This window comes from Clostridium paraputrificum (genome assembly GCF_900447045.1).
GTDB lineage: Bacteria > Bacillota > Clostridia > Clostridiales > Clostridiaceae > Clostridium > Clostridium paraputrificum.
Genome location: NZ_UAWH01000014.1, coordinates 184,363 through 197,500, shown reverse-complemented (window position 1 = coordinate 197,500; position 13,138 = coordinate 184,363). Strand labels below are relative to the sequence as shown.

The following is a 13,138-nucleotide window of genomic DNA, read 5'->3' as shown; positions in this document are numbered from 1 at the left end:
TCCAGCTTGGAAGGCTGGAGTATTACCGATATACGATACCTGCATGTTATGGAGCGGGTAGTGGGAATCGAACCCACCTTTCCAGCTTGGAAGGCTGGAGTATTACCGATATACGATACCCGCACATTATGGAGCGGAAGACGGGACTCGAACCCGCAACATCCACCTTGGCAAGGTGGCGCTCTACCATTGAGCCACTTCCGCAACTTTTTTCTATTTGGTCGGGGTGACAGGGATCGAACCTGCGACCTCATGGTCCCAAACCACGCGCGCTCCCATCTGCGCCACACCCCGATATGGTGCGTCTTAAGAGATTCGAACTCCTGGCCCACGCCTTAGAAGGGCGTTGCTCTATCCAGCTGAGCTAAAGACGCATATTTTTAATGGAGCGGGTAGTGGGAATCGAACCCACCTTTCCAGCTTGGAAGGCTGGAGTATTACCGATATACGATACCCGCATATTGTGGAGCGGAAGACGGGACTCGAACCCGCAACATCCACCTTGGCAAGGTGGCGCTCTACCATTGAGCCACTTCCGCATATGGTGCAGATGAAGGGAGTCGAACCCCCACGCCAAAGGCGCTAGATCCTAAGTCTAGTGCGTCTGCCAATTCCGCCACATCTGCATTTTTGGTGGCTTACCGGGGAATCGAACCCCGGACACCTTGATTAAAAGTCAAGTGCTCTACCGACTGAGCTAGTAAACCACATGGCAGGGATAGCAGGATTTGAACCTACGAATGCCACAGTCAAAGTGTGGTGCCTTACCGCTTGGCGATATCCCTAAATATGGGGTGAACGATGGGACTCGAACCCACGACAACCAGTGCCACAAACTGGCGCTCTACCAACTGAACTACATTCACCATATGGTGCGTCTTAAGAGATTCGAACTCCTGGCCCACGCCTTAGAAGGGCGTTGCTCTATCCAGCTGAGCTAAAGACGCTTATTTTCTCTTTCGAGAACGAATATTATTTTATGATATCTCTCCGCATTTGTCAAGTTTTTTTAATCTTGTTTTGGAAAGTGGTCGGGGTGACAGGGATCGAACCTGCGACCTCATGGTCCCAAACCACGCGCGCTCCCATCTGCGCCACACCCCGGTATCACCGGCATCGCTCTCTCGCGACGACAATGATTATTCTACAGTATGACCATTAATCCGTCAATACCTTTTTTAAAAGAAAAATATATATTATTGAATAATAAAGAAAAATCGACCTAAATAAAGATAATTTAAAATTTTAGCACCTTTTACAGTCTTACTTTTCTACATAATACTACAAACATTTTACTTCTTTAAGTCTAACATCCTTTATCTTTCCATTGTTCATATCAATATACCCTATATGTCTACCTCTTAATTTAGGGAGAGATATACTTCCTGGATTCATAAATATAATTCCATCCTCATTCAATATTATTTGTTCATGCGTATGCCCAAATAGGACTATATCAGCTTCAACCTCTTTAGCTCTATAATATAAATTAGTTAGACTATACTTAACCCCGTATAAATCTCCATGAGTAATAAATATCTTTTTGCCCTCTAAAACAATTATACTTTCCTTAGGATAATTATTAGTAAAATCACAATTTCCTCTTACACCATATACTTTTCCCTTAAATCCCTTAGTTAATTCCTCAATATCTTCTGAATTATCACCTAGATGTATTAATACATCCGCAGATTTTATATACTCTTTTGCTATATTAATATATTTTGCAACTCTATGCGTATCACTTATCACTGCTATTAACAATTCATTTCCCACCTTATATAAACTTTGCTATTTTATCTTTTAGTTCTTTTAATGCTACCCCTCTATGACTAATTTCATTCTTCTCTTTTCCTGCTAATTCCGCAAATGTTTTACCTAAAGGTTCATAATAGAATATAGGATCATATCCAAAGCCATCTTCATCTGGTAATTCCTCAAGAATTTTTCCTCTTGCTTCCCCCCTTATTCCTATATACTCACCATTATCATCAATTAAAGATATATGGCAAACAAAACAAGCCCCCCTCTTTTCAAAAGGAACATTACACATTTTTTTTAATAGCTTAATATTATTTTCTCTATCATTGCCATGTTCTCCTGAATATCTAGCAGAATATATACCAGGCTCACCATTAAGGTAATCTACTTCTAATCCAGAATCATCTGACAGCACAATAAAACTTTTCTCACCTTTGTTTTTTAAAAATCCCACTATTTCACTAGCTTTTTTCTTAGAATTTTCCTCAAAAGTTGTTCCATCTTCTATAACATCTATATCAATATTTTCTTCTTTTAACGACCTTATTTGAAAAGGCATTCCGCATAACATAGATTTAATTTCTTCTATCTTATGTTTATTGTTGCTTGCTATTATTAACTTCTTCATTCTAATTTTTTCCTCCAGTACCTATCCATAGTGCATCCATCTTTAATGCTTCTTTTTGAACATGAATCATTTGTTTTATTCCTTTCTCCCCTAAATCTAATAATTCATTTAATTCAGCTCTAGTAAAAGGACTATCCTCTCCAGTTCCTTGAACCTCTACAAAAGCACCTTCATCTGTCATAATTACATTCATGTCAACTTTAGCATTAGAATCCTCTTCATAACATAAATCTAGTAGCATCTCCCCATCTACTATTCCTACACTTGTTGCTGCCACAAAACTTCTTATTGGATATACTTTGAATGGTTTTTCTCTATGAAGTTTATTAACTGCATCTACCATAGCTATAAAAGCTCCTGATATTGATGTTGTTCTTGTTCCTCCATCAGCCTGTATTACATCACAATCTACCCATAATGTTTTTTCACCTAAAGCTTTTAAATCTACAACTGATCTTAAAGCTCTACCTATAAGTCTTTGAATTTCCATTGTACGTCCATCAACCTTTAGTCTAGCTATATCTCTTATTTTTCTTGTACCAGTTGCTCTTGGAAGCATATTATATTCAGCTGTAATCCATCCTTCTCCTGAACCTTTTAGGAAAGGTGGCACCTTATCTTCTATTGATACATTACATAAAACCTTTGTATCTCCAACTTCTATATAAACAGATCCCTCTGCATATTTTGTATAATTTCTTGTTACCTTTACTCTTCTAAGTTGATCTTTTTTTCTATTATCTATTCTCATTCTTTCACCTTCTAGTTTTATTTTATATTAAACAACTCATCTCTTTTAGGTTCTTCTACCTCTAATTCTACTCCATTTGATACTAAAATCCCTTTATTTTTTGTTACTTTTCCAATAATAGTTGCTTTTATCCCTTCCCTTTGTAAGGCATCTACAACTGTATTCCCTTCAGAAGAAGTTATTAACATACTTCCAGAAGAAATTAACCTTAATGGATTTATTTTGAATTCACCAACTATTTTCTTCGTAACATCTAGCATAGGTATTTTATCTTCATATATAATAAAGCCTTTATTAGAAGCCATAGCCAATTCAAAAAGCGCTCCTAGAAGCCCACCTTCTGTTATATCGTGCATTGAACTTACATTATACTTAGAGGCAATTTTCCCTTCCTTTAAAACACTTATATAATCAATCAGACTCCTAGCTTCATCTAATTCTTTATCTGTTAAAACATGCTTTAACCTATTTTCATAATCATTTGCTAAAATAGAGCTTCCTTCTAATGCAATATATTTAGTAATAATTATGTCATCTCCCTCATTGGCCCCTGCTGTGCTAATAGAAGTTCCCTTTAAACTTTTTCCAATAACAGTTATAGACACAATTAACTTATTTACAGCAGAAGTTACTTCTGTATGACCACCTATTACTTCCACATTTAACTTTCCTGCCTCCTCGCTTATCTCATTCATTATATTCTTTATGTCCTCTAATGATGATGAAGTTGGGGCCATAATTGTAACTAACAAAGCTACAGGCTCTCCTCCAGCAGATGCAATGTCATTACAATTAATATGCACTGCTAGTTTTCCTACATTTTCTGATGCCCCTGTAATTGGGTCTGTTGAAAATATCCCTTCATAATCACCAAAATTTATAACAGAGCAATCTTCTCCAACGTCATTTCTTATAGTAACTTCGTCCCTCTTAACTTTTCTACTATCTAAAATTATATTTCTTAAATCATCAAAATTTAATTTTCCTTCTTTCATCAAAAAAATCTCCTTTAATTTGGATTTTATGCACTATTTCATAAATTCTCTCATATTAATTAATAAGAATAATAAATATGAGGTGAATAAATTGAGATATATAGGACCATTTTTCAGAATGAATAGTCTTTCTCAAAATGATATAAGTGGTCAACTTTTTCATCTTTCAAAAGAAGCTATAAAAACTATAGTGCTTAACTCTAAGTGTGGGATAACCACCTCATTTAGGTCATCAAAAAAATCTTCTAATAATGATATTAGCATATTAAACAATTTTTCTCCACTAATATGCCTGTACAGGAAATCATCTCCAGTATTTATTCATAACAAAACATCTCATGGATTTGATGAGGATACATTTAAGAAAGATATAATTCCTGCTACAAATGCACTAATGACCTTAAATATATTAGAATTAAGTAACTATTATAGCAATTATAATAAAGGTGCACGCAGATCTGATTCACTTGAGAATGCTTACAAGCACCTAGCGAAGGAACAGCTTAGCTTTTATTATGAAAACTTAAGAAACTCTGAAGGAGTTTTTGTAGAGAAAAAAAATTTATCAGAAGGGAATTCAAAGGGATATAACTTAATAGATAAAGATAAGAAATTCAACTTTTCGGATCAAGCTTTTATGATGAATGCATATTATCTTTATTCTCTTTATAATCCTGATGATCCTATAAGTGATGACTATAAAAACTTTTCTCTTCAAATATTAGAAATGTTTTACGATTTTAAGGACGCATTATATAACCTTTCTTTTGAGGAAGGATGTAAAATCCTATTAGCATTTAATGTATTCTATGAATTCTCAAATGAAGAAAAATGTAAAAATCTTATAATAGATTTATCCGATTTTCTAACAAATAAATTTGACGAGAAAGATTACTATGTTTCAGCATTAGATAGTTGTTCACTTTTTGCTATTGCTTTAAATGACTCCTATAAGCATACTAACATTATTTCCTTTAATGAAAAATCCGAAGAAATTCTTTATAAGTTAGAGGGGCTTTATGATAGTGAGAAGGGTATCTTTTTAAAATTGACAGACAAAAAAGAAGTAAAATATTCTTCTTTTGAAATATGCTTCTACTTTTTGGCTATACTTTTACACTCAAGGAGCTCAGATAATCAATTAGAACATAAAAATATGGTATCTAATTTATATAGAAAATATTTTATAAATTCTAATCTAATATTAAGTTGGCCAGAAGCACCTACTTTAGACGAAACAGAACGTTACCGTGGATTATCATTAAAATCTGCCGATATGCTAGATGAAAGTTTCTTTAGAATGCCTAATTTACCTACTCCAGAAAGTTCCGGTATGGCACCTATTTTTACTAAATCTATTACTTATTCTAAAAAGAAGAACTCATTTAGCCGCTCTAAAGATACATTTGATAGTAGTAAAAATATGCTAATTTTCTTTGTTTTGATACATTATTTAAATGATGATGTAGTAAATGCAATGAATTTTAAGGACGATATTAACCTTCCTTCTATAAGAGAAGAAGAACCAATAACAGTTACTGAAGATATATTAGACTCAGACAAGGACGATATCATAGAAGAAGCACCTAATGAAACAAAAGAGCTGGATTAATTCCAGCTCTTATTTCTGCTTATTAGAAATACTAGAAAATTCAACATTTCCATTCCCATCCATACTAATGTTGCTCACCTTACTTGATATAGCAATGTTCTCATTAGAAAACATTACAGGAATTATAGTACAATCATTAAACAACTTCTCTTCTATATGTTTAAAGTCTTTAGAACCATCATTTATCTCCTTTTCTAAAATCAACTTTTCACTATCGTTTAAAAAAGTAGACAACTCTGTATAGAATTCCTTTTTTTCATTTGAATTAGATTCAATATCTATAAGAACCATATCATATCTTTTTAATAAATCTAAATCATCTAAATCCTCTGCTTTAACAAGAGAATATTTTAGGTTAATAGAAAGATTATCTTTAAACCAACTTACTAAGAACTTACATAAATCTCTACTCTCATCAGAATCTTTTGCTAATAAAGTTAAAGAGTCCATTTTTTCTAAAGTTCCATCTTGATTAATGGTTACTTTCCTTGTTTGAAGCTTAGTCAAATCCTCTTTATCCTCTCTAAAATAACTACCCTCAGCCGACTCTACTCTTTCCGGATTATTATCCATAAATTCATCCGTTGCTTTATAAATATGTTTATATATTTCTCTTCTAGAAGACAAAGGTAATCCATTATCATCGCTATTTATAGATAAATAGTATGATTCATCAGATGAAAATGTTAATAGCTTATTTTCACTCTTTAACTTCTCTAACTGACTATTGGGTGGATTGATAACTACATCTCTCTTTCCTATCTCAAAAGATGCCATAGCCAATTCCTCATTATCATCTTTAACTAAATCTATAGTACTTGGACCTTCCCCCCACTTATTTTTTAATAAAGTAACTTTATTATCATCAAAAGCCGTAATCATATAGTCTCCACTATAAAGTAATTCATTATATGTATCCTTTATATTGCCCCAAACAGGCAATAATTTTCTTATTCTATATTGAGGCTTGGTAAGATCATCTAAGAATTCATCATTCTTTTTATTTAACCTTATTTTAATTGAATTATCTCCTGTTGTTATTGCAACTCCTTTATCAAAGGATCCTTCTCCATCCCTAAATGCTTTTGCACCATAAACGTCTAATAACGCTTTTATATTTTCTTCATCTTCGGATTTTATTAACTCTTTAAAAAATCCCTTTATATCATCAGGGGTGATTTTATCCCCATTACTCCAATATATATTATCATTTAAGATAAATTCATATTCTATTCCATCATCTTTTACATTTATCTCTTTTGCTAATTCAGAAACAATCTCTCCCTTTGAGTTCTTTTTTATTAACCCCTTACTAGTTGCGCAAATAATATCCTCTTCTCGCTTTGATAATCCAGTAACTTTTTCTAAATTGTTAGCTATACTAGTAACACTATAGACTATAGTATCTGAGCTAACAGAGGTATCTGTATTATCTACTTCTACAAACCCTAAAACAAATATCACTATAAAAATCCCTATAATTAAAGGGGCAATAATTTTCTTCATATACCTCTCTCCTTAACTCTTTAAGTATCTATGATTATATCCATGAATAATACCTAATAATCACTTTTTTAATCTTAACTTTAATAATAAATATTTATTTTATGTGCTATAATGATAATATATTTATTCAGGAGGTTATGCTATGTCTATATTATTTGGCGCAAGTTGTGTAGTTGCGATAATCTTTATGGCAACATTTATGTTTATTGGTATATGGTTATTTATCACAGCCTTAAAAGCTTATCGTCAATTAAAATACAAGAATTATATATTGGAAAAAATTTATCAAAAGCTAGACTTTTTATCTCAAAACCAAAGTAATTATATAAAGGATGATAAAGCAGACTTAATAACTTCTGACTTTATGGATTTCTTTGGAGAAGAAAATGATGATTCATCTAATATTGATAACATTAAGGACTTCGATAGAAAAGATAAAACAAGTGGACTTTAAATAGAAAAATCATACACGCTACATGCATGTATGATTTTTTATTTTTTTATTAGCATATTTATATATTTTAAAATTTATATATTTTTAGCTTTATATGTTTATAAAAATATAAGAAGCTACCTTCCAGCAGCTTCTCCCTACTTTACTAATGAAATTGAAAATATAAGAATTAAACTAATTAAAATACTTATAGCTGAATATGTTATCCTCTTGCTACCATTCTCATTTAACAAAAATCTTAACGCAAGCAACGCCATAGTTACTGCCGATCCAACTTGTATTGGCATATAAGAATTAAATACTTGCCCTACATAAAAAAACTGATAAGATGTCATAAGTGTACATATTATTAATCCACAAGTTACTATAGCTGATATTAAACTTAATAAATTAATTATTCTTTTCATTTTACTTACCTATAATCTCTTCAAATTCATCCTCTGAAATTACTTTTACTCCTAGGTCAATAGCTTTTGTAAGTTTAGAACCTGCTTCTTCACCTGCTAAAACATAATTAGTTTTCTTACTAACACTTCCAGACACCTTTGCACCTAATGACTCTAACTTTTCTTTAATACTTCCTCTTGTATAATTCTTTAATGTTCCTGTAACAACTACTGTCTTTCCTACAAATGGACTCTCTACAATTTCTTTTTCCTCATACTTTGGTCTTACACCAAGTTCAAGAAGTTCATCTATAGTTTGTATTACCTTCTCTTCTCTAAAGAATTCTAATACACATTTTGCTACAATATCTCCTACGTCCTGTATGGCTACCAATTCTTCAAAACTAGCATTCTTTATTCCATCTAAAGATTTAAACTTAGCAACTAAATCCTTTGCTGTCTTAACTCCTACATTCGGTATTCCAAGAGCATATATAAATGCATATAGTTCACAATTTTTACTTTTCTCTACTGCATCAAGTAACTTCTGAGCCTTCTTCTCTCCGAACTTCTCTAGTGTTACTAATTCCTCTTTTTTAAGTTTATATAAATCAGAGATAGATTTAATATTTAGCTTTTCAAATAATTGTTCTGCTGTCTTTTCAGAGAATCCCTCTATATTCATAGCTTCTCTTGAAGCGTAGTGAACAATACTTTTTACCATCTGTGGTTTACAAGACAATGTGTTTTCACAGAAATAATGTGCTCCATCTAACACTAAATGGCTTCCACATGCAGGGCATACTTCTGGCGGAGTAATTTCTTTAGAATTATCTACGCTTTCTTGAACTACTCCCATTATCTCAGGTATTACATCATTAGAACGCCTCACAAATACCTCTGCTCCAATTCTAACACCTTTTCTTTTTATATCGTCCATATTATTAAGTGTAGCTCTCTTTACCGTTACACCAGCCAATTCAACTGGCTCAAGCAATGCTGTAGGGCCAACTCTACCACTTCTACCTACATTCCACTCAACATCTAAAAGTTTAGTTGTTGCCTCTTGAGCTTCAAACTTATATGCTATGGCCCACTTAGGGAACTTAATTGTATATCCTAATAACTCTCTAGTTCTAATATCATCTATGGCTATTACTAATCCATCTATGTCATAATTCAAATCAAATCTAATATTTTTTATATATTCTATTTGTTTTTCTATTTCATCCATAGATGTACACACTTCTAAATAATCATCAACTGGAAGACCTTTTTCTTTAATAAATTCCATCATGTCTAAATATGTTTTAAAGCCTTTTCCTTCTTTATATCCAACATCATAGAAAAATGCTGATAGATTTCTACTAGCAGTTTCCTTAACATTTAGGTTTCTTAAAGCACCAGCTGCACCATTTCTTAAGTTCTTAAGTGGTACTTCTGCTTTCTTATTATATTCTTCAAAAGCTTCAGTAGTCATTATGGCTTCACCATGAACCTCAAATATATCCTTAGAATCTATCTTTAACGGAATAGACTTTATAGTTTTTACTTGTGCTGTTACTTCTTCCCCCATTTCTCCAGTTCCTCTAGTAGCAGCTGTAACAAGTACACCATCTTCATCATATGTTAAATTAATAGTTAATCCATCAAACTTTTTAGTTAATACATATTTTAAATCTGGTAAATCTTCACCTTGAGATCTCATAGCTTCTATGAATTTTTTATTTCTATTATGCCATTCCTTAAGTTCCTCTACACTTTGAGCTTTATCCATACTCCACAATCTGCCTTTATGAGTATACTTGCTAAATCCTTCAAGAACAGTATCTCCAACCCTTAATGTAGGAGAATATGGAAGAATATATCCAGTCTCCTCTTCCAACATCCTTAACTCATCATATTTTTTGTCATAATCCTTATCAGAAACTGAAGGTGCATCTAATGTATAATATTCATATGAATACCTATTTAACTCATTTACTAACTCTTCAATTCTTTTATTCTTATCCATTAATGGATTCCTCCTAAATATTATAATACCTCTAAATTGGCCATAGATAGCATAAGCATTTTAACACCTTGCTTATCAAAAGCTATAGTTAACTTCTTATCATTGCCAGATTGAGTTATTGAAACTATTGTTCCAACACCAAATTTATCATGCTTAACTTTTCTTCCCATAGTAATTTCATCAGATGTAATAAGTGTGGCACTTCCATCAGAAGTATTACTTGCCCCAGATATATTTCTATTAGAAGAATACATATTACTTCTTAGGCTATGAGGGTTGTTAACTCCTGTATTCATAGGCTTTGCAAAGGTTGATGTACCAGCTAAACCCCTTTCATTAATATATTCCTTTAAATCAGATTTTATTTCTCCTATAAAGTCTGATTGACTATATGCAACTGTTCTACCAAATTGCTTTCTAACTTCTGCAGAAGTCATATATAGCATTTCTTTAGCTCTAGTTATAGCAACATAGCAAAGCCTTCTAGATTCCTCCATCTTGTCTTCTTCATTAAAGTCAGCCTCACTAGGGAATATTCCATTTTCCATACCAACCATAAATACAACTGGGAATTCTAATCCTTTTGCACTATGGACAGTCATTAACACTACGGAACCTTCTCCTTCATCTTCTTCCTCCAACTTATCTGTATCTTGGACTAGTGATACCTTTTCCAAGTAAGCTTCCAAAGATTTGTCTTCACTACTTTTTTCAAAATCAACAGCATCTGATACTAATTCCTTTAAGTTCTCTATTCTACTCTTATCTTCTATTTCATTTGATTTAGATAATTCATCTAAATAACCTGTATCTTTAAGTATGCTTTCTATAAGTACAGACACAGGAACTGTATCTTTTAATTCCATGAAATTATCCATTAATGTTGTAAACTTCTCTATACAAGCGGCATTTCTTGCTGTTAATGAAGGAATACTTCTAGCTTGAGTTAAAGCATCCCATAAATCCAATTCAAAGTCATCAGCAAAGTCTTGTACTTTCCCTACAGTAGCATCTCCTATACTTCTCTTTGGAACATTAATAATTCTTCTTAAACTAATATCATCCTGTGGATTCACTAATACCTTTAAGTAAGATAGAAGGTCCTTAATTTCTTTTCTATCATAGAATCTAGTGCCACCAACTATCTTATAAGAAATTCCTCTTCTTCTTAAGGTTTCTTCAAATATACGAGATTGTGCATTGGTTCTATATAAAATTGCAAAATCTTCATTTTTTCTTCCTTCTTTATGTTTGATATCTGCAATAGTCTTAGATACAAAATCTCCCTCTGCTCTATCATCAAAAGATCTATATATCTTTATTTTACTTCCTGCTTCTTGTTCAGTTCTTAACGCCTTATCTTTTCTATAATTATTATTCGCAATAACTACATTAGCTGCACTTAAGATATTTCCTTTTGATCTATAGTTTTGTTCAAGTTTAATAACTTTTGCTGATGGATAGTCTTTTTCGAAGTTTAAAATATTCGATATATCAGCACCTCTCCATCCATATATACTTTGATCGTCATCTCCTACTACACAAAGATTCTTATACTTAGCTGCCAGAAGTTTTATAAACTCATATTGTGCTCCATTTGTATCTTGGTACTCATCAACCATGATATATTGGAACTTTCTTTGATAAAACTCTAAAACATCTGAATTTTTCTTAAATAATTCTACTGTTTTAAATATTAAATCATCAAAATCCATAGCATTATTTTCTTTTAATCTCTTTTGATACATTAAGTAAACATCTGCTATTTTATTTTCTCTAAAGTTAGATTCATTCTCTCTTTTAAAGCTATCTGCACTTTGCATTTTATCTTTAGCTCTACCTATCTTACCTATAATTTCTCTTTGAGTAATATCCTTATCATTTATATTTAAAGCCTTCATGCACTCTGTAATAAGAGTCTTTTGGTCTGATGTATCATATATAGTAAAATTGCTTTTATATCCTAGATGTTGAATTTCTCTTCTCAAAATCCTTACACAAGTTGAATGGAATGTAGATATCCACATATCCTCTGCCTTGTCTCCAACAATTTTCTTAATTCTATCCTTCATTTCCTTGGCTGCCTTATTAGTGAAGGTTATCGCTAAGATCTTATAAGGTGGTATACCTAAATCTTCAATCATATGTGCCATTCTATATGTAAGAACTCTTGTCTTACCTGAACCTGCTCCAGCTAGTATTAAGACCTGTCCCTCTACAGTAATAGCACCCTCATATTGTTCCTTATTTAATAACGACTTTAAATCCATAATTAAATTCCTCCTTCCTAATTCTCAACCATTATAACACAACATATGTTCTTATTTATATCTTTCCCCATTTTCTTAAAAGATTCCGAATATTATTGGAATAAATATAGCTGGTAACAAATTTGCCACCTTAATCTTTGTAACTCCTAACATATTTAGCCCAATACCTACTATTAACAAACTACCTACTGCGGACATATTTCCTATAACTACTGTGCTTAATATCCCCCCAAGAATTCCTGCACAAAGTGTAATTCCACCTTGATATATTAAAACAGCTACAGCAGAAAACATAACCCCTATTCCTAGAGTTGATGTAAATATTATTGAAGATATTCCATCTAATATTGACTTAGCATATAAAGTTGTATGATTACCTTGAAGACCACTTTCTAAAGATCCTACTATAGCCATAGCACCAACACAAAATAGTAAGCTTGCTGTTACAAAACCTTCAGATATTGATTTTTCTCCATTACCTTTATTAATTTTACTTTCTAAATAATCTCCTACACTTTTCAATCCTTTGTCAATATCAATTAACTCACCTATAAGAGCCCCAACCCCTACAGAAATTATCATCTGAAGAGTATTTTCTCCTTTTAGCGCTCCTGATATTCCTATGTATAAAACACACAAAGCTAGTCCATTCATTATTGTTGTACTAACTTTTTCTTTTAATCTCCCCTTAACTACTAATCCTACAATGCAACCTAATATTATTGTTCCACAATTAACTACTGTTCCTAACATCCTGCCCC

Annotated in this window: 11 protein-coding genes and 13 tRNA genes (1 of these 24 cut by a window edge); 2 read left to right on the top strand and 22 right to left on the bottom strand. The window is 32.3% G+C overall.

Translation table 11 applies throughout. From position 1 onward, the window contains the following. The 17 genes from DR024_RS06010 to DR024_RS05930 all read right to left on the bottom strand — a co-directional run. Positions 1–43 (bottom strand) — tRNA-Gly (locus DR024_RS06010) (it extends 31 nt beyond the left edge of the window). Between the two features lie 6 nt (positions 44–49). Then, positions 50–123: transfer RNA gene (locus tag DR024_RS06005), tRNA-Gly, on the bottom strand. A gap of 6 nt (positions 124–129) precedes the next feature. Further along, a tRNA-Gly gene (locus DR024_RS06000) sits at positions 130–204 on the bottom strand. 14 nt (positions 205–218) lie between these two features. Next, positions 219–294 (bottom strand) — tRNA-Pro (locus tag DR024_RS05995). 3 nt (positions 295–297) lie between these two features. After that, positions 298–374 (bottom strand) — tRNA-Arg (locus tag DR024_RS05990). Between the two features lie 10 nt (positions 375–384). Continuing rightward, positions 385–458: transfer RNA gene (locus DR024_RS05985), tRNA-Gly, on the bottom strand. A 6-nt stretch (positions 459–464) separates the two neighbouring features. Further along, positions 465–539: transfer RNA gene (locus DR024_RS05980), tRNA-Gly, on the bottom strand. Between the two features lie 3 nt (positions 540–542). Continuing rightward, positions 543–626 (bottom strand) — tRNA-Leu (locus DR024_RS05975). A 5-nt stretch (positions 627–631) separates the two neighbouring features. Continuing rightward, positions 632–707: transfer RNA gene (locus DR024_RS05970), tRNA-Lys, on the bottom strand. Positions 708–710: 3 nt separating this feature from the next. Further along, a tRNA-Gln gene (locus tag DR024_RS05965) sits at positions 711–785 on the bottom strand. Positions 786–790: 5 nt separating this feature from the next. Then, positions 791–866: transfer RNA gene (locus DR024_RS05960), tRNA-His, on the bottom strand. Positions 867–870: 4 nt separating this feature from the next. Beyond that, positions 871–947 (bottom strand) — tRNA-Arg (locus tag DR024_RS05955). A gap of 81 nt (positions 948–1,028) precedes the next feature. After that, positions 1,029–1,104, bottom strand: a tRNA-Pro gene (locus tag DR024_RS05950). Positions 1,105–1,281: 177 nt separating this feature from the next. Then, positions 1,282–1,764, bottom strand: coding sequence for a metallophosphoesterase (locus tag DR024_RS05945; RefSeq protein WP_027098971.1), 483 nt, complete (start codon positions 1,762–1,764; stop codon positions 1,282–1,284). Between the two features lie 13 nt (positions 1,765–1,777). After that, positions 1,778–2,389: an RdgB/HAM1 family non-canonical purine NTP pyrophosphatase gene (gene rdgB, locus DR024_RS05940; protein WP_065254731.1), complete on the bottom strand. Its 612-nt coding sequence runs from the start codon at positions 2,387–2,389 to the stop codon at positions 1,778–1,780. Position 2,390: 1 nt separating this feature from the next. Beyond that, positions 2,391–3,140, bottom strand: a complete 750-nt coding sequence (rph, locus tag DR024_RS05935) for a ribonuclease PH (protein ID WP_027098969.1) — start codon at positions 3,138–3,140, stop codon at positions 2,391–2,393. A gap of 17 nt (positions 3,141–3,157) precedes the next feature. Next, the gene (locus DR024_RS05930; protein WP_055185148.1) at positions 3,158–4,135 is read right to left on the bottom strand and encodes an AIR synthase family protein; all 978 of its coding nucleotides are present in this window, start codon (positions 4,133–4,135) and stop codon (positions 3,158–3,160) included. A gap of 91 nt (positions 4,136–4,226) precedes the next feature. Here DR024_RS05930 and DR024_RS05925 point away from each other — a divergent pair, with 91 nt between their 5' ends. Continuing rightward, positions 4,227–5,747 (top strand): hypothetical protein, encoded by a 1,521-nt coding sequence (locus DR024_RS05925; RefSeq protein WP_027098967.1) that lies wholly within the window; start codon positions 4,227–4,229, stop codon positions 5,745–5,747. A gap of 9 nt (positions 5,748–5,756) precedes the next feature. Here DR024_RS05925 and DR024_RS05920 read toward each other — a convergent pair whose 3' ends face one another. Then, positions 5,757–7,253, bottom strand: coding sequence for an ABC transporter substrate-binding protein (locus DR024_RS05920; RefSeq protein WP_065254732.1), 1,497 nt, complete (start codon positions 7,251–7,253; stop codon positions 5,757–5,759). A gap of 142 nt (positions 7,254–7,395) precedes the next feature. Here DR024_RS05920 and DR024_RS05915 point away from each other — a divergent pair, with 142 nt between their 5' ends. After that, positions 7,396–7,707 carry a hypothetical protein gene (locus DR024_RS05915; RefSeq protein WP_055185150.1) on the top strand — a complete coding sequence of 104 codons (312 nt, stop codon included), beginning with the start codon at positions 7,396–7,398 and terminating at the stop codon, positions 7,705–7,707. 137 nt (positions 7,708–7,844) lie between these two features. Here the strand turns inward: DR024_RS05915 and DR024_RS05910 are convergent, their stop codons facing one another. The 4 genes from DR024_RS05910 to DR024_RS05895 all read right to left on the bottom strand — a co-directional run bounded on the left by DR024_RS05910 (position 7,845) and on the right by DR024_RS05895 (position 13,130). After that, on the bottom strand, positions 7,845–8,114 hold the full coding sequence (locus DR024_RS05910; RefSeq protein ID WP_027098964.1) for a hypothetical protein: 270 nt from the start codon (positions 8,112–8,114) through the stop codon (positions 7,845–7,847). Position 8,115: 1 nt separating this feature from the next. Then, positions 8,116–10,107 carry an NAD-dependent DNA ligase LigA gene (gene ligA / locus DR024_RS05905; RefSeq protein WP_027098963.1) on the bottom strand — a complete coding sequence of 664 codons (1,992 nt, stop codon included), beginning with the start codon at positions 10,105–10,107 and terminating at the stop codon, positions 8,116–8,118. A gap of 20 nt (positions 10,108–10,127) precedes the next feature. Then, positions 10,128–12,377, bottom strand: a complete 2,250-nt coding sequence (gene pcrA / locus DR024_RS05900) for a DNA helicase PcrA (RefSeq protein WP_049177452.1) — start codon at positions 12,375–12,377, stop codon at positions 10,128–10,130. Positions 12,378–12,452: 75 nt separating this feature from the next. Then, entirely contained in the window at positions 12,453–13,130 is a 678-nt protein-coding gene (locus DR024_RS05895; RefSeq protein WP_111918326.1) for a DUF554 domain-containing protein, read from the bottom strand. Positions 13,131–13,138: the final 8 nt, after the last annotated feature.

Bases quoted from the DNA above. Each gene is read 5' to 3' on its own strand.
- rdgB (WP_065254731.1), bottom strand. From the start codon at position 2,389: ATGAAGAAGTTAATAATAGCAAGCAACAATAAACATAAGATAGAAGAA.
- rph (WP_027098969.1), bottom strand. From the start codon at position 3,140: ATGAGAATAGATAATAGAAAAAAAGATCAACTTAGAAGAGTAAAGGTA.
- DR024_RS05930 (WP_055185148.1), bottom strand. From the start codon at position 4,135: ATGAAAGAAGGAAAATTAAATTTTGATGATTTAAGAAATATAATTTTA.
- DR024_RS05920 (WP_065254732.1), bottom strand. From the start codon at position 7,253: ATGAAGAAAATTATTGCCCCTTTAATTATAGGGATTTTTATAGTGATA.
- DR024_RS05915 (WP_055185150.1), top strand. From the start codon at position 7,396: ATGTCTATATTATTTGGCGCAAGTTGTGTAGTTGCGATAATCTTTATG.
- DR024_RS05910 (WP_027098964.1), bottom strand. From the start codon at position 8,114: ATGAAAAGAATAATTAATTTATTAAGTTTAATATCAGCTATAGTAACT.
- ligA (WP_027098963.1), bottom strand. From the start codon at position 10,107: ATGGATAAGAATAAAAGAATTGAAGAGTTAGTAAATGAGTTAAATAGG.
- pcrA (WP_049177452.1), bottom strand. From the start codon at position 12,377: ATGGATTTAAAGTCGTTATTAAATAAGGAACAATATGAGGGTGCTATT.
- DR024_RS05895 (WP_111918326.1), bottom strand. From the start codon at position 13,130: ATGTTAGGAACAGTAGTTAATTGTGGAACAATAATATTAGGTTGCATT.